Annotated in this window: 16 protein-coding genes; 11 read left to right on the forward strand and 5 right to left on the reverse strand. The window is 44.0% G+C overall.

Features of this window, described 5'->3' with window-relative positions; translation table 11 throughout:
- The first annotated feature begins 358 nt into the window (after positions 1 to 358).
- On the forward strand, positions 359 to 1006 hold the full coding sequence (yihA, locus tag E8M12_RS03210) for a ribosome biogenesis GTP-binding protein YihA/YsxC (RefSeq protein WP_136734645.1): 648 nt from the start codon (positions 359 to 361) through the stop codon (positions 1004 to 1006).
- Between the two features lie 57 nt (positions 1007 to 1063).
- Positions 1064 to 1615, forward strand: a complete 552-nt coding sequence (locus E8M12_RS03215; RefSeq protein ID WP_136734646.1) for a dihydrofolate reductase family protein — start codon at positions 1064 to 1066, stop codon at positions 1613 to 1615.
- 480 nt (positions 1616 to 2095) lie between these two features.
- On the opposite strand, the gene polA is transcribed toward E8M12_RS03215, so the two are convergent.
- The gene (polA, locus tag E8M12_RS03220; protein WP_438363450.1) at positions 2096 to 4849 is read right to left on the reverse strand and encodes a DNA polymerase I; all 2754 of its coding nucleotides are present in this window, start codon (positions 4847 to 4849) and stop codon (positions 2096 to 2098) included.
- A 765-nt stretch (positions 4850 to 5614) separates the two neighbouring features.
- The gene (gorA, locus tag E8M12_RS03225) at positions 5615 to 6964 is read right to left on the reverse strand and encodes a glutathione-disulfide reductase (protein WP_136734648.1); all 1350 of its coding nucleotides are present in this window, start codon (positions 6962 to 6964) and stop codon (positions 5615 to 5617) included.
- Between the two features lie 573 nt (positions 6965 to 7537).
- On the opposite strand from gorA, the gene prlC reads away from it, so the two are divergent.
- The 8 genes from prlC to E8M12_RS03265 all read left to right on the forward strand — a co-directional run bounded on the left by prlC (position 7538) and on the right by E8M12_RS03265 (position 16314).
- Positions 7538 to 9607 carry an oligopeptidase A gene (prlC, locus tag E8M12_RS03230; RefSeq protein ID WP_136734649.1) on the forward strand — a complete coding sequence of 690 codons (2070 nt, stop codon included), beginning with the start codon at positions 7538 to 7540 and terminating at the stop codon, positions 9605 to 9607.
- A 48-nt stretch (positions 9608 to 9655) separates the two neighbouring features.
- Positions 9656 to 10363 carry a DNA-3-methyladenine glycosylase I gene (locus E8M12_RS03235; RefSeq protein WP_136734650.1) on the forward strand — a complete coding sequence of 236 codons (708 nt, stop codon included), beginning with the start codon at positions 9656 to 9658 and terminating at the stop codon, positions 10361 to 10363.
- A 200-nt stretch (positions 10364 to 10563) separates the two neighbouring features.
- Positions 10564 to 10761 carry a hypothetical protein gene (locus E8M12_RS03240; RefSeq protein WP_136734651.1) on the forward strand — a complete coding sequence of 66 codons (198 nt, stop codon included), beginning with the start codon at positions 10564 to 10566 and terminating at the stop codon, positions 10759 to 10761.
- A gap of 568 nt (positions 10762 to 11329) precedes the next feature.
- The gene (locus E8M12_RS03245) at positions 11330 to 12076 is read left to right on the forward strand and encodes a class I SAM-dependent methyltransferase (protein WP_438363451.1); all 747 of its coding nucleotides are present in this window, start codon (positions 11330 to 11332) and stop codon (positions 12074 to 12076) included.
- A 442-nt stretch (positions 12077 to 12518) separates the two neighbouring features.
- On the forward strand, positions 12519 to 13730 hold the full coding sequence (locus E8M12_RS03250) for an amidohydrolase family protein (RefSeq protein ID WP_169303023.1): 1212 nt from the start codon (positions 12519 to 12521) through the stop codon (positions 13728 to 13730).
- 134 nt (positions 13731 to 13864) lie between these two features.
- Complete coding sequence (locus tag E8M12_RS03255) at positions 13865 to 14338, forward strand: peroxiredoxin (protein ID WP_136734653.1); 474 nt, start codon at positions 13865 to 13867, stop codon at positions 14336 to 14338.
- 164 nt (positions 14339 to 14502) lie between these two features.
- Positions 14503 to 15030: a non-heme ferritin gene (gene ftnA, locus E8M12_RS03260; RefSeq protein WP_136734654.1), complete on the forward strand. Its 528-nt coding sequence runs from the start codon at positions 14503 to 14505 to the stop codon at positions 15028 to 15030.
- 93 nt (positions 15031 to 15123) lie between these two features.
- Positions 15124 to 16314 (forward strand): BaiN/RdsA family NAD(P)/FAD-dependent oxidoreductase, encoded by a 1191-nt coding sequence (locus E8M12_RS03265; protein ID WP_136734830.1) that lies wholly within the window; start codon positions 15124 to 15126, stop codon positions 16312 to 16314.
- 39 nt (positions 16315 to 16353) lie between these two features.
- Here E8M12_RS03265 and E8M12_RS03270 read toward each other — a convergent pair whose 3' ends face one another.
- Together E8M12_RS03270 and E8M12_RS03275 are read right to left on the reverse strand one after the other, a co-directional pair.
- Positions 16354 to 19164 (reverse strand): DUF2339 domain-containing protein, encoded by a 2811-nt coding sequence (locus tag E8M12_RS03270; protein ID WP_136734655.1) that lies wholly within the window; start codon positions 19162 to 19164, stop codon positions 16354 to 16356.
- Between the two features lie 108 nt (positions 19165 to 19272).
- Positions 19273 to 19950 carry a pirin family protein gene (locus E8M12_RS03275; RefSeq protein WP_136734656.1) on the reverse strand — a complete coding sequence of 226 codons (678 nt, stop codon included), beginning with the start codon at positions 19948 to 19950 and terminating at the stop codon, positions 19273 to 19275.
- Positions 19951 to 20223: 273 nt separating this feature from the next.
- Between E8M12_RS03275 and E8M12_RS03280 the strand changes: the two genes are divergently transcribed.
- Positions 20224 to 21165: a helix-turn-helix domain-containing protein gene (locus tag E8M12_RS03280; protein WP_136734657.1), complete on the forward strand. Its 942-nt coding sequence runs from the start codon at positions 20224 to 20226 to the stop codon at positions 21163 to 21165.
- A 48-nt stretch (positions 21166 to 21213) separates the two neighbouring features.
- Here the strand turns inward: E8M12_RS03280 and E8M12_RS03285 are convergent, their stop codons facing one another.
- Positions 21214 to 23343, reverse strand: coding sequence for a coiled-coil domain-containing protein (locus tag E8M12_RS03285; RefSeq protein WP_136734658.1), 2130 nt, complete (start codon positions 23341 to 23343; stop codon positions 21214 to 21216).
- Positions 23344 to 23440 lie beyond the last annotated feature (97 nt).

Genomic DNA, 23440 nt, shown 5'->3' on the forward strand with positions numbered 1-23440 from the left:
TACTGATCGGTGGTACCAATACCGTTAGCACCGTGACAAGCGGCACAAACAGCAGCTTTTGTTTTACCTGCTTCTGCATCACCTTGAGCCAATACATTACCCATCAAACCGCAACCCAGGATCGCTGAGAGAATGATTTTTTTCATAGAGTTTCTGCCTGTTTTTTAAACTGTAATACACTCTAGCAATACAGTTTATAATGCGTTTATAAAAAATTTTCGATATTTTACACGAAATTCTCTGGATCTGTAATGGCTTTGGATAAAATTATCCGGCAAATCTTGACCTTATTTACTAATCTTCTCGTCTAAAAAAGGATATAATTTAGCGCAAGTAAATTTCATCATTGGACATAATTTTGACTGCACCGGTTATAAATCTTCACAAAGCGACATTCACCCTGAGCGCTCCGGATATCCGCCGCCTGCCAGAAGACTCAGGCATTGAAGTGGCGTTTGCGGGGCGGTCAAACGCCGGCAAGTCCAGTGCCCTTAACACTCTGACTAACCAGAAAAGCCTGGCCAGAACCAGTAAAACTCCCGGGCGCACGCAGTTAATTAATGTCTTTGATATCGGTGATAATCGCCGCTTGATCGATTTACCCGGTTATGGGTTTGCCAAGGTTCCTCTGGAAATGAAGAAAAAGTGGCAAAAATCACTGGCAGAGTACCTGGAAAAACGCCTGAGCCTGAAAGGCTTGGTGGTACTGATGGATATACGCCATCCGCTAAAAGATTTAGACTCTGATCTGATTGAGTGGGCTAATGACTGTGGGTTACCAGTGCTGGCTCTTCTTACCAAGGCGGATAAATTAAAATCCGGTAAGCGAAGCGCAGAAGTGTTAAAAGTGCGTAAGGAGTGCCAGAAGCTTCATGAAAACATTAAAGTTCAGGCGTTTTCATCACTTAACCGCATAGGACTAGATTCCGCTAATCAAATCATTTGTGATTGGTTTGTGTACCTTGAAGAGCAGCAAACCGAAGAATCGCAACCTGAAGAAGAGTAGCTCTCTAACATTCTCTAAACCGAGGTTAACCATGTCTGTGCTTTCAATGGGTTAATCATGAATTTGCAATGTTCTGCTTATATCGCCACTTCCGTTGATGGCTTTATTGCCGGCGAGGGTGGTGATTTATCCTGGCTCGATGAAGCTAATAGGCTAGTGCCCGAAGGCGAGGATTGTGGTTTTTCGGCCTTTATGGATAGCATCGATTATCTGGTTATGGGCCGCAATACCTATGAAAAGGTACTCTCTTTTGGCGGCGAGTGGGTATATACTAAACCCGTTATTGTATTGAGCTCAAAATTCGTATCGATTCCCGATCACCTGAAGGATAGGGTATCCGCTTGTTCTCAATCCATCGAAGAGCTTTGCCTCAAGCTCGCCAACCAAGGCGCCCGGCGTATCTATGTTGATGGCGGCTATACCATTTCCCAATTCATCGATGCCCGACTACTTACGGATATCGAACTAACCCTGATCCCAATTGTGTTGGGAAAGGGTATTCCTTTATGCAATGGATTGCATCAACGACAAGAGCTCAAACTTGTCGATAAAAACGTTTATGACTTTGGATTTGTGCAGCTCAAATATGAGATTGACTACGGGAGTTGAAATTCCCTAAAGAATTTAGTTTTGAAAAAGCAGTTTTGGTTTGAGCCAAGTCTTCAAAGAGTTAAGTGTTATCCATGCACACTCGCATTTCAGTTCTCAGCAATTGAATCGATTGTCAGTTCCCGACAAATTCGATCTACCTACTTCCGTGTAGGCAAACCCTGACTAGCACCATCCATGGCTCGTCAGGATAAGTGCTTTCCATGCACAAAAAAAACCGATGCCAAGGGCATCGGTTATAAGCTTATGGGGAAGCTAGAAAACAAAAGTTATTACAACAAGAATTCCGTTAGGAATGAGTGTATTTTAGAGTACTCACTCTAGCTTGTAAAGTCTTTACTCTAAAAAAATTACATTTTTTAGTAATTTTTTGTAATTAAACGTCATAAAGTGACAGCATTTATACTATCTACCTAAATAATCGCACTTTATATGTAATTTAATTTCAATTTTGATCTCTAGCTCCAAAATAACAAGTTTTTAATGTGCTTGTTGCCAATTATCGCCGATACCAGATTCGGCAATTAATGGCACATTCAATTGAACGGCATCATTCATGATTTGCACCAGTTTTTGGGTTGCATCCTCGACAATATCTTCATGAATTTCAAAGATTAATTCATCGTGAACCTGCATTGTCATTTTTATTCTTGGATCATTCTGAGCAACTATCCATTGATCAACCGCTAACATGGCCAACTTAATGATATCGGCGGCTGTACCTTGCATCGGAGCGTTAATGGCAGCACGTTCAGCCGCTTTCTTACGTGCCTGGTTACGAGATTTTATTTCCGGCAGAAACAGGCGTCGACCATACAAGGTTTCCACATAGCCCTGTTCATTAGCCAAATGGCGGGTGTCTTCCATATACGTTAGTACGCCCGGATAACGTTCAAAGTATTTATCCATGTAGTCCTGGGCCTTGCCTCGGGCAATTCCTAGTTGTTTAGCCAGGCCGAAAGCAGACATACCATAAATTAGACCAAAATTAATGGCTTTGGCACTGCGACGATGATCACTTGTAACCTCATCTAACTCGATGCCAAATATTTCAGCAGCTGTTGCCTGGTGAATATCACGCCCCTGAGCAAACGCTTTGAGTAAACCCGGGTCATTGGATAAGTGCGCCATGATGCGTAGCTCGATTTGCGAATAATCGATAGCAACAATCTTATGGTTATCAGGAGCAATAAACGCCTGGCGTATCTTTTTTCCCTCATCGGAACGAATCGGAATATTCTGTAAATTCGGATCGGTCGATGATAGCCGGCCAGTTGCAGTTACCGCCTGATGATAAGAGGTATGAACACGACCAGTGTTAGAGTCGATCATCAATGGCAGCTTATCAGTATACGTTGATTTGAGTTTTGCCAGCCCTCTATGCTCAAGAATCAATTTAGGCAATGGATAATCCAAGGCCAGTTCCTGTAATACTTCTTCGGCTGTGGAAGGTGCACCCTTTGGCGTTTTTTTGATGACCGGAATTTCTAGTTCTTCAAAAAGAATCGTCTGCAACTGTTTTGGCGAGCTGAGATTGAAGCTTTTGCCGGCGATGTTATGCGCGGCAACTTCGATTTCATCAAGGCGGTTAGCAATATACTGACTCTGCTCATTAAGAAGGTCCGCATCGATAAGCACTCCATGCTGTTCCATTCGGGCTAATACCGGCAAAAGAGGAAGCTCAATATCCGTAAATACCGAACATTGCTTTTCGCTTTTTTGCAATTTAGGCCACAATACCTGATGCAATCTCAGGGTAATATCAGCATCTTCTGCGGCATAATGACCGGCCTTATCAATATCGATTTGGTTAAAGGTGAGCTGTTTCGCTCCTTTTCCGGCGATATCCTCAAAATGCACGGTTTTATAATCAAGATATTTTTCCGCCAGAGCGTCCATATTGTGACGCGTGGCAACACTGTTAAAACAGTAAGATTCAAGCATCGTATCAAAGCCGATGCCTGCCAGTGTAATCCCGTAATTGTTTAACACATTCGCATCATATTTAAGGTTTTGGCCAATCTTAATCAGGTTCACATCCTCGAGCAGAGGCTTGAATTTTTCCAGGACAAGTTCGAGATTTAGTTGCTGCGGCGCTCCCTCATAATCATGGGTGAGGGGTAGGTAAGCTGCTTCACCAACCTCGGTTGCAAAGGACAAGCCAACCAGCTTTGCCTGCATATAATTTAACGATGTTGTTTCAGTATCAAAGGCAAAAATACCGCTTTCGGTCAGCTTTTCAATCCATTTGTCCAGCTCGTCTTCGTCAAAAATAATTTGATAATTACTGGGAATATCCTGGTTCAGTACGGTTAATTCTTCCTCTGCATCGTCGCTGGCCTGTGCTTCGCTGTCATCGGGTGCTGAACCAGCATTCAATTCTGCCAGTAAGCGCTTTAATTCAAACTCTTCCAAAAGAGAGCGCAGGGTATCGACTTCTGGTTCACTGGCTTTAATTTCACAAAGATCCTGCTCTAATTCCACATCGGTTTTTATTGTTGCCAGCTCATAGGAAAGTGGTAATTGGTCGACGGCAGCCCGAAGGTTTTCACCAATTTTACCTTTAACCTTTTCGGCATTAGCGATAACGCCTTCGAGGTTTTCATATTCGCTAAGCCATTTCACTGCGGTCTTCGGTCCACATTTGTGTACCCCGGGAATGTTATCCACTTTGTCACCAACCAGGGCCAGAAAGTCGATAATCTGATCCGGGCGAACGCCAAACTTTTCAATTACGCCATCGACATCCGTGGTGGTGCTGGTCATGGTGTTAATCAGGGTTACATGCTCCGTTACCAACTGGGCCATGTCTTTATCACCGGTGGAAATAACCGTCTCTAAGCCTTTTTCGCTGGCTTGCTGGGCGAGTGTGCCGATTACATCGTCAGCTTCAACGCCCTCTATGACCAATAGTGGATAGCCCATTGCTTTGATGATGTTGTGCAATGGAGCTATCTGACATCGAAGGTCGTCAGGCATAGGGGGGCGATTGGCTTTGTATTCGGGGTATAAGTCGTTTCTGAACGTTTTACCTTTTGCATCAAAAACCACGATGACCTTGCCATCAGGGTAGTCCTTTTTCAAACTTTTCAACATATTAAGAACGCCGGTAATGGCGCCGGTTGGGTGGCCATCGGCGTTTGATAAAGCCTGTAAGTAAGGAACATGATAAGCACGGAACAGATAAGAAGATCCGTCCACCAGAATGTAAGGTGATGATTGGGTCATGGATATTTTTTGCAGTACAGAAATAGTGGTTATAAGAATGCCACAACCAGAAAGGTTATACCAAACCTTATCCGCAGTCGGTCGACCAGGAAGTAGGGATAACAAAAGTTACCGGCAGTAATCAACAATATCCGTGACGACTATCCATATTGAAAACTTGTGAACGAAGGGGTTGTTCGCAACACCCGAATCGCATAATTGCAGGTTAGAGAATGTCATTAACAAACCATCAACGATATCCGAGCCAGTTTGTCACTGCAGAATTTCACATTGTGTTGAAGAAATTTGCTTTATATCAATGCGAACTGCACCAATTTTGCACATCACTTCTTGTGGATAAGTCTGTTGAACAAATAGTGCCATCACCAGTTCATATTGTTAATGAATTAGTGTGCTATGTTAACAGGGCTTGAATTTATTGGGCGAGGGAAGAAGTGTAGAACCGTTTCTATTTATTATTATTGGTCAAATAGATGTGGATAAAAAATCTGATTCGCTCGCTTTTTCGGCATCGTTAGATATGTCTGGATGCTGACTTTTTGTACAACAGTGAAAGATACTAGCAGAAAGAATTTCAAAAAAAAACGCCTTTTTTACATTTTTTTAAAGATTTTGTGAAGACGCTATCGCGATTGATTTGCAGCCCCTATTAAGCCTGAATTTTGGTAACTGACAGAGAAACCGAAAGATTTTTTGCTAAGCGCCGTCAATCGATTTCTCGCCATTGATAGCTTCAGTCAATATCAATGTTATTGGCAATGACCGAACTGTCTATCGCATGGTAACAAACTCTTCAGCCGCAGTGGGGTGGATCGCGACAGTGTTATCAAAGTCGGCTTTGGTGGCACCCATTTTTACCGCAACGGCAAATCCTTGCAGCATTTCGTCACTACCAAGACCAATGCAGTGCATGCCGATGATTTTTTCATTATCACCCTGGCATACCAGTTTCATCCGGCAAGGCTGTCTGTGCCTCGTTACCGCCGTATACATGGAGGTGAACTGAGAGGTATAAATTTTTATATCGTCTTTGCCAAATTGCTTGATAGCTTGTTGCTCGGTAACACCAATGGTGCCAATGGTCGGGTGACTAAATACCACGGTTGGTATCAGGTTATAATCCAGGTGTTCATCCGGTTTGTGATTGAATAATCGTTCTGAAAGGCGACGACCCGCGGCGACTGCTACTGGTGTTAGCTGCGCCCGTCCGGTGTTATCGCCCACCGCATAAATATTGTGGACTTCGGTATTCTGATACTTATCGGTAGGGATAAAGCCTTGCGCGTCGACAGCAATGCCTGCATTTTCCAGTCCGATTTCGTCAGTAGCTGGCTCGCGACCAATCGCCCAAATCACAGTATCAACAGTAAACTCTTTGCCGTTTTCTAGCTGTAACGTCAGTGAGTTGTCATCGTTTTTAATCACGGCCTTGGGGACAGCATTGGTTTCTAAACGTGGGCCTTGCTGCTCCATGATTTCTACTAACGTGTCGCTAAGCAAATCGTCAAAATCACGAAGTGGTTTGTGTTTGCGCACGAATAAATGCGTGTCACTGCCCAATGCATTAAGAACACCGGCAATTTCAACAGCGATATAGCCGGCTCCGACCACGGCGACTCGCCCTGGCTGTTCGGATAGAGCAAAAAATCCATCGGAGGTGATTCCGTATTCTGCTCCCGGAATATCTGGAATAGACGGACGGCCGCCGGTAGCAATTAGGATATGGTCGGCGGTGTAATGTTCACCATTAACTTCGACGGTGTTTTTGTTAATTAACCGGCCAAAACCTTCGATGACTTCCACCTTATTTCTGCCAAGCACCGTGTCATAAGAGTGATGAATACGAGAAATGTAGGCTTCACGACTTTCTACCAGCTTACCCCAGTCCAGAGGTCCTGACTGTAAATCAAAGCCATAGTCTTCGCTTAAATGTACTGCATCGGCAATTTGTCCCGCATACCACATGACTTTTTTCGGAACACAGCCAACGTTTACACAGGTCCCACCAAGTGCTTTAGCTTCGATCAGGGCACATTTTTTACCGTACATGGCGGCGCGGTTAATGGAAGCAATGCCACCACTGCCGGCGCCTATGGCTATATAGTCAAAGTGTTTAGTCATGGGGATACTCCTGATTCTTAGATGCTTTTCCTGTCATCGAAAGCCGAATCTGAATTCTCAAAAATGGTCGTTGAAAGGGTAAGGTATATTCTTTGTTGGTATTAATCATTGTGTCTATCAGGTTGGTTTTCAACTTAATTATGTTGATTATTGACCTGGGCCAATGAAGCCCATACCAATTCCATTAAGTTTGTGCACAACTCAGAGTTAGGGCAGAGGTTCAGTTACAACATAGATTTCATTGATATAGCCATTCTATATTAATGAAATATAGGGTCGTAAATGGGCCTCTGATGAACTCCCTATGGGTGAGTTTTAAAGGCGTATATCCTGCGTTACTGATTTTGACAATGGAGCGACCATTCTCTGCAATCAATGCCTTGCCTAAAAGCCTTTAAACTCTCACTGAGTGGGGAAACACTTAGTGGAATTGGTATATACAAACTAAGAGTACAAGAGGTGCACTGGAACAGGTTGACGAGATCCAGCAAATTATCCTGAATATGGTCTTGAATATCGACGCCTGAGCACATATTACTTAGCTATTAATACATCGAATCAACAAGAGCATCTATGACTACGGCAAATTCATTATCTTCTTCCGCAAATCCATTATTGGCAAATCACCTTTTGCCCGCATTCTCTGAAATTAAACCTGAACATATTCAGCCCGCCGTAGAAAAGGCTATTAGCGATTCGAAACACGCTATTGAAGCTGTGGTAGCCACCGGTGGCCCCTATACCTGGCAATCATTAATTGCCGATATTGAAGCCGTTGACGATGTTCTGGAAAAAATCTGGTCGGCGGTATCGCACTTAAATTCCGTTGCCAGTACTGATGCCATTCGCGAGGCCCATGATGCCTGTTTACCTATGCTCTCTGAATACGGAACCTGGGTAGGGCAGCATCAGGGGCTTTATCAGGCATATGATGCCTTTTCGAAAAGTACTGAATTCAATGGTTTGAATGACGCTCAGAAAAAAGTAGTGGATAACGCCCTTCGGGATTTCAAATTATCGGGCATCGCCTTACCTGAAGAACAACAAAAGCGTTACGGTGAAATTCAGACCCGATTATCAGAGTTATCTTCACAATTCAGTAATCATCTGCTTGATGCTACCCAGGCATTCACGGTTCATGTTACGGATGAAAGCGAGCTTACCGGTTTGCCTGAAAATGCCAAAGCCGGTGCTGCGGAACTGGCACAGGCGCAGGACAAAAGCGGCTGGATATTTACCCTGGATATTCCCAGTTACCTGCCGGTAATGATGTACGCAGATAACGAAGCCCTGCGGGAAACCTTATATCGTGCATACGTCACCCGAGCTTCCGATTTAGGTCCTAATGCCGGCGAATTTGATAATTCTGCCATCATGGCAGAAACCTTAAAGCTTCGTCATGAAGTGGCACAGTTATTAGGTTTTGATAACTATGCGCAGAAATCCCTGGCGACGAAAATGGCACAATCTAACGATCAGGTCATTCAGTTCCTGGAAGATCTTGCGACCCGTTCAAAGTTGCAGGGACAGTACGATTTAAAGCAGTTGCAGGATTTTGCCAAGCAAGAACACGGTAAAGAACAATTAAAACCCTGGGATCTGGCATACTATTCTGAAAAACTTAAACAAAAGAAATATGCAATCTCCGACGAAGATTTGCGCCCTTACTTCCCGGAAGATAAAGTAGTAAGCGGTTTGTTTGAGGTCGTTCATCGCCTGTATGGGTTAACCATTTCTGAGCGAACAGATGTGGATGTATGGCACAAAGACGTCAGTTTTTACGATGTCTTTGATAAAGACGGCGATCTTCGCGGAGGTTTCTACCTCGACTTATACGCCCGAGATAAGAAACGTGGCGGTGCCTGGATGGCCGATTGTGTCGGCCGTCGTGAATTAGGCGATGGTCAGGTGCAGCTCCCGGTGGCATTTCTAACCTGTAATTTCACCAAACCCGTAGGTGGTAAACCTGCGCTATTCTCTCATGATGAAGTCGTAACCTTGTTCCATGAATTTGGTCATGGTTTGCACCATATGCTGACTCAAATCAACGCCGCCGGTGTCGCTGGTATCAACGGTGTGCCTTGGGATGCGGTAGAGTTACCGAGCCAGTTTCTGGAAAACTGGTGCTGGGAACCTGAAGCACTGGCATTCTTATCTTCCCATCATCTAACTGGTGATCCTTTACCTCAGGAAATGTTAGACAAAATGCTGGCGGCCAGAAATTTTCAGTCGGCTATGCAAATGCTACGACAATTGGAATTCAGCCTTTTTGATTTCAAGATTCACGCCGAATATGATGCATCGAAAGGGGATGAGATTCAGTCGATTTTGAATCAGGTTCGCGAGCAATATGCGGTGGTTAAGGCTCCGGAATTTAATCGCTTTCAACACAGCTTTGGTCATATATTCGCTGGCGGTTATGCCGCAGGATATTACTCCTACAAGTGGGCTGAAGTGTTATCCAGCGATGCTTATTCCCGGTTTGAAGAAGATGGCGTATTCAATCGTGAAACCGGGCTGGAATTTTTGACCTGTATTCTCGAAAAAGGTGGCAGTGCCGAGCCGATGGAGCTTTTCAAAGCGTTCCGTGGTCGTGAGCCGCAGGTCGATGCGTTATTGCGTCATTCAGGAATTGGGGCCTAACTTAAGACAGTATAAGAGGCAGGTTTAACCTGCCTTTCAGGAAAATCCATGGAAAAAGTAAGCTCCATTTATCAGCGAGCCACTGATCGAAAAGGAGGAGAGGGTAATTTACAACTCCTCCTGACTCCTTATCACACTGAAGCCTCAGGTAATGACGAGCTTACCCGGTTGGGCGATGACCGGTTTTTAGCGCACTTCACCAAAAAAGTCTTCCAGTCGGGCTTTGTCTGGCGAGTTGTGGAACAAAAATGGCCAGATTTCGAAGCCCATTTTTTTGAATTTGATATCTTCAAAATCATGATGATGAGTGAAGAAATGCTTGAGAAAAAGGCTCAGGACCCAAAAATTATCCGCAATTTCAAAAAAGTCCAGACCATCAGAGCGAATGCCCAGATGATCTACGATGTTCAGGTTGAGAGTAATGGGTACGCCAGCTTTGCCGAGTTTGTTGCTGCCTGGCCAGAGGAAGATATTATTGGTCTCTGGGCGTATCTGAAAAAACACGGTCAACGTCTGGGTGGTAATACCGGCCCTTATGCCTTGCGCGCTTTAGGTAAGGATACCTTCCTGCTTAGCAGGGATGTGGAAAGTTATTTTCGTGAGCACAAATTGATAGATGGTGGCCTGATGACCAAATCAAGCCTTAATACGATCCAGCGATGCTTTAATGAATGGCAGCAGCAATCTGGGTACAGTTTGCAGACGTTGAGCCGACTCATTTCTTACAGTTGTGGCGATAATTCCCTTCAGGTTTAACTCCGAAGCAAAAATATTTCATCTATAGTTTCTTCTTAACTTGTTGTATTTGATAAGCTTTTGGTATTTATTTGGTTCAGTTCTCGTATTTCTTATTTTCTCCATCATAAGATTAATTATCGGCGCATGATTTTAATAAGTGTCGATATACGTGATCTTATGAAGGTCAAATTTAATGGATAAATTCAAAAGGAACGGACATGAACGAACTAACGTTAACGGAATTAGAGCAAGTTAGTGGTGGTAACCCGGTATTGATTGGCATTGGAATAGGAGTTGGTGCAAATTATGTTTATGACTCAGTAGGGGGCATGGACGGTATTAATGCAGGCTTTTCTGCTGTAGGCGATTTCTTTGTTGAGGCCTGGGAAAACGATCCTGTTGTTTCAATGTTTTAATTATGGAGAGGGAAGCTTGTGCTTCCCTTTTTTAATATGAAAATCATTGCGATTTTTTTGGGACTCTCTTGTTATTGGTTAAGCGAAGTCATTCAATCCCTGAGGGAATCCGGAGATACGACCGATTTATTTTTAAAATTGTTCATATTAAGTGGACCAAACTTTGTTTCGCCATTGTTTTTCTGCTCTTTTGTATTTTTCTTTTGTCGTGAATTGAGAATGACGAAGCAACTGATAGTTGCTTATTCCATTGGAGTGGTAATTTATGAATTTATGCATGTTTTTCTCCCCGGTAGAGTCTTTGATTGGCTAGATATATTGTTTTCCTGTTTGGGTTTGATTGTTTCCTTTTGCATTGTTTTGAGCTTTGAAAAACTTGGATGGCTGAGAAATTCAAAAAACTCTGAAAATTAGGGAAACTGCTTGATAAAGAATTTAATACTCACCGTAAACTTACTTTATAATGCTCACAGTTTAACTTTTTAGGATGTAGTTCGTGAGCGTGGAGTCATCTCCTCATTGTTTAGTATTCGCTGAAAGCTTTAACAATATTTTGCAGGCGGAGCAGGTGAGTGAAACCTGGGGAATTGCCTATGGCGGAGAGCTTAAAGACATCAGCAAAGTGAAATCTCCCTTTTACCTGCTGGCGACAGATACACAGTTGGAACTTCACAAAACGGATGAGCCAAAGCTTGGTGGGATCGTGGTAGATTTCGTCAGCGGCGCAGTAGGGCACCGTCGTAAATTTGGTGGTGGGCGAGGTCAGGATATTGCTAAGGCGGTTGGTCTCAAGCATGGGTTCTCTCCCAAAGTTCTGGACGCAACAGCTGGCCTGGGAAGAGATGCGTTTTTATTGGCGAGTTTAGGATGCCAGCTGGTCATGATTGAACGACAGACACCGGTTGCCGCATTGCTTGATGATGGCTTACAGCGAGCAAAACAGGATGCTGAAATTGGTAATTGGGTAGGTGAGCGGATGCAAATGATGCATGCATCATCGCTGGATGCGATGACCTCAGAAAACTTACCTGAAGCACTCCAGGATATAGACGTTGTGTACCTGGATCCTATGTACCCACACCGGGAAAAGTCTGCTCAGGTGAAAAAGGAAATGCGTGTGTTCCAATCGCTTGTGGGCGACGACCCTGATGCTGATGGACTACTCGATAACGCTCTGAAAATTGCTCAATATCGAGTCGTAGTCAAACGTCCTAATTATGCGGAGCCTCTTGCCGGAAAAACGCCATCGACCAGCATAAAAATGAAGAAAAATCGCTTTGATGTTTATGTGAATAAAGGCATTCCGAAAGGCTAGGACTGTTAGCACCTTTCTCTTCGTCAGCACCCACCGATGGCTTATCTTTACCATTGGCAGCTTGTTGGCACAACTTAACACTAAGGCCCTGATAGTTTAAGGCTTTAACGTCACATATATTGGTCGCTCAAATTTTTACACAAAATCCGGGCAGAAAAGGACAACCGAACCTAGTCTTAATGAGTTAACAGACATTATCCATTCTTTAGATTTTTGGGTGTCATAACTCATGGTGAATGCGCTTTTGTGTCGATTGGGCCAGTATCTACCCGTACTCTCGTCGGCATGGACATGCACAATTTTGTGTTTTTTCCTTATAGCTAGCTCGAACGCAAGTCTGGCTGCGGAGCAGGGCCGTGAGCCTGCGGCGATTCTCATTGAAAACGTTAATATATTCGATGGTAAAAGGGACGCAATAAAAGCGAATCAATTTGTTTTGATTGTGGGTCAGCAAATCCAAACAATATCAGATACAAAAATACCGTTTCAGGGGAATGCCGTACGTATAGATGCCACAGGCTTTACCCTGATGCCGGGGCTTATCGAAAGTCATGGTCACCTTGCGCATGTGGCTAGCCTGGAGCAATTAAAATACCAACTGGATTGGAGTGATATTGGCGTGCGCCAGGCCGCAATTGCTAAATCCTGGCTACTTGATGGGTTTACAACTATCCGGGATGTTGGTGGCCCTACTCTGGGATTAAAGCGGACAATTGACGCAGGGATAGTACCAGGGCCAAGAATTTATTCCTCTGGGGCGATAATCACTCCGACCGCAGGTATCGAGGATTATCAATCTGTAAATGCACGAACACGAAATATGACTTTTGCAAATGATCGAGAGCATCTTGAGTCTCTAGGCTACTACTCTCGTGTTGATGGCGTAGCCCAGATACTAACGGCAACCCGTAATAATTTGGGAAGTGGAGTATCGCAAATCAAAATCATGGCAGGCGCTTCAGCGAATGATGGCAAAGCACCAGCTGCCCGATTGCCATTTCGACCAGAAGAAATCAAAGCCGCGGTTAACGTAGCGACAGACTCGGGTACATATGCTTCAGCGCATGTGTATTACCCTGTGCAAATCAATCAATTTATCGAGGCAGGTGGCATGAGCATTGAGCATGCCAGGGCAATTGATAATCCAACCATGAAAAAAGTCGTCAATAAAGGGGTGTTTGTTTCAGTGCCGTTGCGAGCGTTAAGCAAAGACAACAGCGATGGCGATAATAGTGACCAGCAAAATCTGCTGCAATTGGTGCAAAAACATAACCCGAAAATGGTATTTGCCACAGATGCAAAAGGCAGCGTCGATAATCAAGCCAGGCAACGGCGCCAGGAATTGTTCGAGCGTGCCCGTCTGTTAGGAAACTTTGCAACCTTAAAAAGTGCGACATCGGTTGCAGGTGAGTTGATGCAATTGAGCGAACATCGAAACCCTTACAAGCTGGGAAAGCTGGGGGTGATTGAACAGGGTGCCTATGCGGATTTACTGGTTGTCGCCGGTAATCCATTGGCAGACATCTCATTGCTAGGAGCCAGAAAAAGTTGGAAAAATAAAGAGTCACCAGAGCCGATAGATACGATTAAAGTGATTATCAAAGATGGAAAGATCGTTAAAAATATCGTTCGCAGACGCAACCAGGCAAATTAGCGCTGCCTCGGTGCTAAGGTGAAGAATATTGAGCCACTGTTATGAATCTATATTGGTGAACTGAAAGGGTTCAGCTATATTGATGATTCATCCTACATTTTGAACGTCACAATTTTTAGCCAGAGGAACTTTTTATGATCAAGGTAAATGACAAAATACCTGCCGGTGAATTACAGCAACTAACCAGTGATGGTATGAACAACCTGTCCACTGACTATTTATTTTCTGATAAAAAAGTGGTGCTATTTGCCGTGCCCGGTGCATTCACACCAACCTGTTCTGAAGCTCATCTACCGGGTTATGTGGTTAATTACGACAAATTCAAAGCCAAAGGCGTTGATAGAATCATTTGTGTAGCGGTTAATGATGCGTTTGTGATGAGTGCCTGGGGGAAAAGCCAGAATGCCGATAATATCCTGATGCTGGGTGACGGTGATGCGGCTTTTACTAAGTCCCTGGGGCTTGATATGGATACTGCAAGTTTTGGTGGTATACGTTCGCAGCGTTATGCCATGGTGGTAGATAATGGTGTAGTAACCCACCTGAACGTGGAAGCACCAGGTAAATTTGAAGTCAGTGACGCAGAATCAATCCTGGCAGTTCTCTGATACTGAGCTAAATACCTATTACTCGAGGCATCAGGTTGTAAAACCTGACCTTCCTGCATCCTGATTTCCGTTTTAAATTCCAATGCGTTAAGATCGCCCTACCGCAAAGATGGGGCGATCGAATATTTCCCTGTTGTCATCCATGATAAAGAGCAGAGAAAGCTATGTTAAATGCGCAAATGGTTGAGCACTTAAACCAACAAATCAACCTGGAATTTTATTCATCCAATTTATACCTGCAAATGAGCGCCTGGTGCGAAGATAAAGGCTTTGAAGGCGCTGCTGCATTTATGCGCAAGCATGCCATTGAAGAAATGCAGCATATGAATCGTTTATTCAATTACGTCAGTGAAACTGGTGCATTACCGATTTTAGGTACAATTGATGCGCCGCCGCATGAATTTGAATCATTAGTCGAAGTGTTTCAGGCGACCTTTGAGCACGAGTGCCTGGTGACGCGTAAAATTAACGAATTGGCGCACTTTGCTTTTAGTAATCAGGACTATTCAACCTTTAACTTCCTGCAATGGTATGTCGCCGAGCAACATGAAGAAGAGACCTTGTTTAAGTCCATTATCGATAAGATTAAATTAGTGGGTGATGATGGCCACGCATTATTTTTTGTCGACAAAGATTTGGCTGAACTTGCCAAGAAAGGTCCAACGTCAGTGACGCCTCCTGCAAACGCGTAACCTCAGGTTTTTTGGCTAAGCTTAATTGAGCTTGGTATAAAGCCCTGCTATGCAGGGCTTTGTTTTTATCTGTCTGATGAGGTAGTTGTGACCATTCAAAAGGTTGATGTACTGGTAATCGGTGCCGGCGCTGCCGGACTTATGTGTGCTTTAAATGCCGGCTATAGAGGCCGCACGGTAACGGTCGTGGATATGGGTAAGAAGCCCGGTCGTAAAATCATTATTTCCGGCGGTGGTCGTTGTAACTTCACCAATCAGAATGCGAGCCCTGAAAACTTTTTGTGCCATAACCCGCATTTTGTGAAATCTGCACTAAGCCGTTATACCCAATACGATTTTATCGAGATGGTTGAGCGCCATGGTATTGATTATCATCATAAAACGCTGGGACAGTTATTTTGTGATAACTCTGCACACGATATTGTTGAGATGCTTACCACAGAGTGTGAATGGGCAGGTGTTACCGTCAAAATGCAGTCAGAAGTGCTCAAGGTCGAATCGCTGGAAGAAGGTGGTGGATATCAGGTCACCACATCTGGCGATGATTACCAGTGTGAATCTCTGGTTATTGCCTCCGGCGGCTTAACCATGCCAAAACTCGGTGCCAGTCCGATTGGTTACAAAATTGCCGAGCAATTTGGCCTAAACGTATTGCCAACCTGCGCAGCACTGGTGCCATTTACTTTACACGATCAGGATAAAGCTCGATTTGATGGGCTATCCGGTATTAGCGTGGATTGTGAAGTGACTAGCGAGTCCGGGCAAATGTTCCGAGAGAATATTCTGTTCACCCACCGTGGCTTATCGGGCCCGGCGATATTACAAATCTCTTCTTACTGGCAGGCAGGGCAATGGGTAAGCATTAATTTACTGCCGGAAATGTCATTGCAGGAAACGTTGCAAGCCATCCGAGAGAAACACCCGCAACGTAGCCTGAAAAATGCCTTAACACAGCTTCTCCCTAAACGCCTGATCGAAAAACTGGATGCCGCCGAAGAAATTCCTCAAAAGAATTTGAATCAGTTGAATCATCAGGAGTATCAGGATATCCACAATCATTTCCATCACTGGCAAATCAAACCCAATGGCACCGAAGGATATCGTACCGCAGAGGTAACATTAGGTGGGGTTGATAGTGATGAACTATCGTCAAAAACCCTGGAAGCGAAAAAAGCCCCAGGGCTTTACTTTATCGGTGAAGTGACTGAAGTCACCGGTTGGCTAGGTGGCTACAACTTCCAATGGGCCTGGTCGAGCGGCTGGGCCGCCGGGCAGGTTGTGTAGGTAAACTTTCATTGAAAGACCCGTAAAGTTCAACAGACCTTACGCTCTCGTTACTGTTTTAATTGCCTTTTGATACCAGAAAGAGGCAACGAGAATAAATATCCCTATGCCCATAAACAGAATAACTTTTTGCCACAGCAGAGCATTTGCCGCATCGATGAGAGAAAGCTTAGCGATTCCTAAAAATATCAGTGTAAAGCTAAACTTTATCGTTTGTGGGGTTCGGGCTTTGAGGAATAAGATTGCAGCGCCGTGCACCGCCATTACCGGAGCAATGAGTAAATCGGCTCGAAAGCCAGATATTGCCAGCAACACCAGAACATAAGTGATGGCAAATATCGAGTTAAGGGGGACGGTCAAATTACCATGTAAACGGATTCCGATATCAGACGTTTCAAATCGTTCGGCGCGTCGGTAAAGGATGCCCGCAACCAGCAGACAAGGTACTGTCGCATATAGAGGGTTCGAGTCAATTAACACCCAGGCACAAACTAATAACAGCACATTGATTATCTGCGTTAATGTTTTAATAGTTCTAAGATAGCCGGATTCCTGGCTGAGGTTTAAGCAAACGGTCCAGTATAGGGATGCCGAAATAATGCCAAACAATAAACTGTCAGCGACAGAGCCTATTAGATTTGGCAGTGCTAACCCCATGGAGATAATCCCAATTATCACCACGAAATGATACAGATTCGATGGGTATCTGTTATTGAAATACCAGGCTAAAAGATAAACGCCAGTAATTCCGGTCAGTGCGATGACGCTTAATATCGGATCCACAATGCCTATCCCTAAAACTACTGCCAGGCTTGCAAGGAAAATCAGAACCTTCACTTCCTTAACTAAAAAGTCATGCTTAACGTACTTGCTGATTAACAATGCGGTTAGCGGTGAAAGCCAAATTACTGCAAGAACATCCAGCTCTAAGCGACGAACCGCTGTACCTAACCAACACACTGGGATCAGCATGTAAAACAGAATTCTGGCATGTTCGGAAAACGCTCTGTAACGACTGTTCGGCTGAAACTTTCGATAAAAGGCTGACCAAAGCCACAATTGTAAAAATGCTGAAATCACCGCGAATTTGGCAAACCAGGGCAGATGGGTAAACCTAAAACTTTCGGCGAGTAGCGCTCCCTGATAGGCATAGCTTAAAGAAACAAGAATTAATGCTGCAGCAAATAATTCGATCCCACTATGACTGATGCGTTTAGCCCGGAATAAGAGCCCGATTTGCAGTAAAAGGATAATGACTCCTGTCCAATTGCCAATGAGTAAGTGACTCGCGCTAATTACTAAAATGGACAACCACACCATTTCAAGCAGCTGTACCGCTGGTTTGACATATTGTCTGGTTGGTGGGTCAAAACTTTCGCTGTAACCAAGTAAATAACGCCAACCGCTCAGTGCTATAAGCATGACGATGGATATACTCCAGCCATCGATGGTCTGTAGTGCGGGTAGAGGGAAATAAGGCGCCAGGGCAAAGCCACAAAATAACATTGCGATAGCGGTTAGTGCCTGGCCCTGATTTATGGTCGCAGATAATTGATACCGTTGCCCTAAATACAATAACAACAGACCTTCTGCAGCCCAGCCAATTCCCCAATATGCCTGGCTAAATAAACTGATGATAGAGAAGGCTGCCCACGCCGCTGTGAGAAGAATATAAAATGGTGCCAGCGATCGATACAGTTTGTGGAGCAAAACGCTGGTGCCAAGCGCGATGAGCGTATTGATCAGAAACAGGGTGGTAACCTGCCATGAAGAAATATCGGTTGTTTGCAGGAAAAGGAGTATGGTTGAGCCAAAAACTGCTGCCAGGAAGATCAGGTTTTTCTGAACGGAACTTTTCTGCTTCAACAGGCTAAGTAACGTATATGCATAGAACATCAGATAGAAAACACTGATAAACCATCCGGAAATCGATAAGGATTCAGGGCCTATCAACCACTCGATGGAAGCTACGACAAATGCCAGGGTTAGGTGAGCTAACCATTGTCCGACAATTCGATAAGCCAATATCAAACTGCTGCAGCCTACAAATATCAGGGAAGCGAGATAATAATCAGTATCGATATGGATGCTGTCAGATAAGATAGGCATGGTCGCGATGCCTATGATCCCCATTGCCGCGACAATTTTAGTATCAAAAACATAAGCCAGAAAATGACACAACAGGGCAACCCCGAGATACAAAATCAAAATTGCCAATTGAGGGATTAATTCATAGACACTACCTGAAAAATAAACGGTGCTGTAACCTAAAAGAACCCCCAGTGCGATGATCGCAGACGCAAACTCATGGTGTATTGTTTTCAGCTTTAATCCGATTCCGATACCTATAACCCCAGCGGCAGCACCCGCCATCAGCAATGATTTGGCACCTGCGCCCATTTGATCGATAACCAGTTGCATCAGGTAACCAAATCCTGACAGCGTCAGTCCAATGCCGATCACGGTCAGGATAAATATCCCTAACAACCCTCGTTGTTGATAAGAGCGATATATGTTTCGAACCGGTGCAAACCAGTCAAACAAAACCGACAATAAACTTCGTAATATGGTGGCCAAAAATGACCAGGGGGCAGGTTGTGAACAATCGGCTTCCTGAATCGTCGATTGCCCCGATTGTTCTGCGGCACTGTTGTTTCCGGGGGCAGTGTTGACAGGATTGGTGTCTGCTTGCACCGACAGTTGTTGAGGGCTTGCGGTTTCTGTAACAACGTTCTGATGACCCTTCTCGGTTAAGTCATCAAGGCGCTTCTCGATGCCATCTAATTGTTGATTCAATTGCTCTCGAATCAACAATAATTCGCATTTAAGTGCCAATATATCGTTGCTCATCAATTACTTCCTGTAATTTTATTTTTATGCACCTAGCTTAAGCGATTTAATTGGTTAATGCCATCGGCTGATATGATCATCTATGTTGTGATTTTATTTTTGTTTTCGTTAGCTAGGATAGATCACGATTAGCTGTGCGTCTTCACTTGCTGTAAATTCGATACCACTTTCGAGGTGAAACAGGGTGCGAAGCTCAACTTTGTCACCGTTAAGCGTGCCTTTCCCTTTGCTTAGATACAGCATCGCATCCCCCCAGTGGTGAATTGACTGGCCCGCTATTAGGTTTGCCACGGCAATCGAGGTTTTGCTGTGGAAACGGTCTGTCTGCGATCTATCGCCTCCATATACCTGCTGAAGTTTTCCGACTTCTGGTTCAAAAACCTGATAGCCGGCTGGTTCGCCCGGATTATCCGGCAATACCCAAAGCTGAATCATTTGATTCTCTGAGCTATCCGGGTTTATCTCATTGTGAAAAAAGCCCTTGCCGCCCGCGCGTTGCACTTGCGTGAAACCTGCATCTAATTGCTGCCCGTGCTCCAGTGATCCTGCATGAGAAATGCGGCCTTCAACCATCACCGAAATGACATCGATCTCCCGATGCGGGTGCATACCAGTCTCGCCATGGGGCAAAAAGTTGGCATCCGCCAGATAGACAAAATTTCCAATACCGTTAAACGCTTTGGGGTGCTTGTGAAGACCAAAAATTCGCTCATCCGTGACCATACGCTTTTCTTTGAGTCCGGCAAAGCCGCCTAAAGGCAATTCTGAATAGTGTAAAATTTTCATGGTGAATCTTCTTAATTCCTTCTACCAGGATCTGTCGCTTTTTATGTATCGATATTATCGAAAGTTGCCAAAGGAAATACGAAATTTATTACATCTTAGTTTAACGATGCCAATAGTTTTTGTCAGTGCTGGCGGTAAATGAATATAACTTTACAGGATACCCATGGTGGGTTGTTAAGTATTATCTATCAGCCATTTACTTAATCCCTTTGCTGTGATTTATTGAGCACAAACATTACATGTCATCCGTTGATTGAAGTTAGGGGTAGTTAAATGAATGGCGGCAATTTAATTAAGTTGGTTACGGCTAATTTGGGCTGTAATCAAAAAGCACTGGCACAACAGCTTGGTGTGTCAGGGGCGCAAATCAGTAAGTGGAAATCCGGGGAGTATATTTCAGGAGAAATGGAGAAGCTGTTGGTCTCTTTGTCAGGTATCGGTGATCGGGACCCGGATATTGTTGCCTGGACTGGTGGTAACGCCCAGGCAGACCAGTGGGACTCCCTGGTTCGTTTTCTGGCATCGCTATCGCTGGAATATAATGACACTGGTTACTACATCGAGCCGCTAACCATGGTGGAAGATGACTTTCTGTGTTGGAAAGTCATTCATGCTTTGTTGCAGGCCGGGGTTGAAATGCCCCTTGAGTTTCCGCCAGAGTTAATCATCGACCATGAAAAATTCCTGCAAAAAGGCGTGCAGTTACCAATAGAATTTACGACCCATCCAATCGTTCAGGTAATTTTTGACAGCTTCAAAACGCTGATTCATCTTTACGGGTTTTATTCTGCTTACATTGGCGAGATTATTGAGAGTTGGGAGTTAAATCTGCTGGAAACCGAGGCTTGTAATATTGAACCTTGTTTGCTTGAACTCGCCTTCAGTAAAAGTGGCAGGCAATCACCTCTGCTTCCTGACTTTAATGATTTTAAACATAAAACCATTAACGAGTATCGGCAGTGGCTGGAACTGGTGAAAAAGACCGCATACCAACATAACGTGCCAATGCGGGCAGAGTTATTGAATCTGATTTACGATAATCACGAAAATATTGGTTATGCCGCGAAAGAAGAACATACTGGCGCTAATCGTTATCGTTTGCACCCTGACATTTATATGAATGAGCTTTTGCAGAATCAGCGGACAATTTTAAAGGTCCTGCCGGTGATCTGTGACAAGCTGGGGATCGAGATGACCGAGCTTGAAAAGGCGTAGAGTGAAACTCCGGCAGGCCATTTAGCCTGCCGGGTTTATGCTAGATATTTACTCTACCAATGCGATTTGTTTTTGTGCGTATTCGAATTTCAGGCGATACTCAGTAACCTGATTTTCCAGTGTGGACACTTCTTCGTGCAACCTGGCTTTTAGTTCGTTGTTCTCATCGCGCAACTGTTTAAGCGTTTCTCGAATCTGAGCATTACTGTCTTCCTGGCGATTTTTAAACTCCGCATTTTTCTTCACCAACTCAGCGATTTTCTCTCGTTCATCGGCCAATAGTTGCTTAAGGTTTTGCAGTTGCTCACGCTCTGTAGAGCTATCATTACGTGCATCAAGCAACTTACTTTCGAGAACATTTTTGTCCTGATTTAACTGGCCGATTATGGCATCACTATTGACGCGTTGTTTTTCTGAGTCCTGTTGCTGCTTGCTAAGGTTTGCTTTAAGGGTTCGAATTTCTTCGGTTTTTTCCGTAAGTAAGGCCTCAGTTTCTTTCTTAAGCGAAGCGATAGTATTTTGTTGTTCTGACTTGGTTTGTTCGAGTTGCGTTTCCTGCTTTTGCTTCACAGCCATTAGCTGTGCATTTACTTTTCGAAACTCAGATTCAAGTTCTGTAATTTTTTCATCTTTGCGGCTAACTTTGTCTTTTAACGTGTTTGCCTGAACCCAAAGACTTTTCTTTTCCTGCTCATTTTGCTTCAGTGCTAATTCCAGTTGCTCCAATTCGTCCAGTTTTGACTTGTTACCATTTACCTGGGACTGCAGGGTAGCGATATTCTTTTCATAGCCTTGCTGTAGTTCCATAATTTCTGAACTGCGTTGTTCGAGCTGAGTGGCAAAGTCGCTTTCCTGTTGTCGTAACAGTTTCTTCAACTCTGCTATTTCGGCTTTCAACTGAGTTTCCCGATCACGGGTTTCCTTGAGTTGTTGCGCCAGTGCCTGGCCATCCTCTTTACCATTAGCAACTTGCTCATCGAAAGACTTTTGTTGGTTAGCGATGGCGATTTCATGAACCTGCTGCTGTTTTTTCAACTCTTTTTCAGTGTTTGCCAGAGCTTTTTGCACGTTAGCAAGATCATTGTTCAACACATCGAGCTGCTTTTTTTGCTGCGCTAATTTATTGCTTTCTTTTTCCTGTGCCAATTGCGCTTTTTGCAATTCAGTTTCGCTGGCTTTCAGTTTTTTACTCAACTGGTTGATTTCTGACTGTTGCTCTTTGCCGGCCTGCTCAACCGCTTTCGCCTGGGCTTTTTCGGCATTTTCAATCAATGTTTTTTGTTGCTTTAACTGGGTCTTTTGACTCGCTAAAGTCTTAGTCAGCGATGTTACCTCATCGCTTAACTCTGAATTTTGTGTCTGCAAAGCCTGAAGCTGAGTGTGTAACTCTTTAGCTTCACTGGCTCTGCCAGTATTGTTTTTCTCAAGTGCTGTAATTTGTTGCTTGTGCTCGCTCAGCAATTCTTCGAGACGTTGTTCATAGCTGTTTTTTTGCGTGTTCAGATCTGCCTGATACTGCTTAGTTTGTTTCTCGGCTTGCTGCAGTGCCGTCTTCAATTCGGTCAGCTCTTTATTCAGGGCCTTTTGTTCCGACAGGTTTTTATTTTCCGTACCCTGAAGCGACTTTAATTCAGCCTGCAGGTTTTTTAATTCAACGCTATGTGCAGATTTTAATTCTTTTAGCTGCGCTGCGGTCTTGTCTAACTGAGTTTGTAGTTTGACATTCTCTTTGCTTAACGTGTTTTTTTCTTTACTGAGGGGATCGATCTGAGTTTGCAATAGCTCGCGATTTTCCTGAACCAGGCGTAGTTCTTTTTGTAGCTTTTCTTCGTTACTGGTCTTTTCCTGGAGTTGTGCCTCTGCTTTTTGGGTACGTTCCTTCAGGGAGTTGTATTTGCCTTCATATTGATCGATTTTGTGTTTGAGTTGCTCGATCTCACTGTACTTGAGATTTACCGTATCATGTTTGGAACGGCTAAGTTTTTCGTGGACGGCAGTGAACTTTTCTTCGAGTTCTTTTTTTTGTCGCGCTAATGCCTGTTTCTTTTGCTCTTGAGCTTCGCCGTCGAGCTTTTTTCTTAACTGGGAAAATTTATCTTCAAGCTGAATAAATATATCACCGGCGAGTAACTGTAACTGTTCTTCGATTTCTTGGTTTAGGGTTGGCTTAGTACTCATAAACAGGCCTTTATTATTGTTTTCTGTTGAAAACCATTAAGTTATTTAACCATCTTTATCGAAAACTGAAAAGGATTTATTCATCATCAACCCTTGC

The organism is Thalassotalea mangrovi, from assembly GCF_005116735.1.
In the GTDB taxonomy this organism is placed as follows: Bacteria; Pseudomonadota; Gammaproteobacteria; order Enterobacterales; family Alteromonadaceae; genus Thalassotalea_A; species Thalassotalea_A mangrovi.

Excerpts from the sequence above, each read along its gene's own strand:
- E8M12_RS03215 (WP_136734646.1), top strand. The coding sequence starts at position 1,064 with ATGAATTTGCAATGTTCTGCTTATATCGCCACTTCCGTTGATGGCTTT.
- gorA (WP_136734648.1), bottom strand. The coding sequence starts at position 6,964 with ATGACTAAACACTTTGACTATATAGCCATAGGCGCCGGCAGTGGTGGC.
- prlC (WP_136734649.1), top strand. The coding sequence starts at position 7,538 with ATGACTACGGCAAATTCATTATCTTCTTCCGCAAATCCATTATTGGCA.
- E8M12_RS03235 (WP_136734650.1), top strand. The coding sequence starts at position 9,656 with ATGGAAAAAGTAAGCTCCATTTATCAGCGAGCCACTGATCGAAAAGGA.
- E8M12_RS03240 (WP_136734651.1), top strand. The coding sequence starts at position 10,564 with ATGAACGAACTAACGTTAACGGAATTAGAGCAAGTTAGTGGTGGTAAC.
- E8M12_RS03255 (WP_136734653.1), top strand. The coding sequence starts at position 13,865 with ATGATCAAGGTAAATGACAAAATACCTGCCGGTGAATTACAGCAACTA.
- ftnA (WP_136734654.1), top strand. The coding sequence starts at position 14,503 with ATGTTAAATGCGCAAATGGTTGAGCACTTAAACCAACAAATCAACCTG.
- E8M12_RS03270 (WP_136734655.1), bottom strand. The coding sequence starts at position 19,164 with ATGAGCAACGATATATTGGCACTTAAATGCGAATTATTGTTGATTCGA.
- E8M12_RS03275 (WP_136734656.1), bottom strand. The coding sequence starts at position 19,950 with ATGAAAATTTTACACTATTCAGAATTGCCTTTAGGCGGCTTTGCCGGA.
- E8M12_RS03280 (WP_136734657.1), top strand. The coding sequence starts at position 20,224 with ATGAATGGCGGCAATTTAATTAAGTTGGTTACGGCTAATTTGGGCTGT.
- E8M12_RS03285 (WP_136734658.1), bottom strand. The coding sequence starts at position 23,343 with ATGAGTACTAAGCCAACCCTAAACCAAGAAATCGAAGAACAGTTACAG.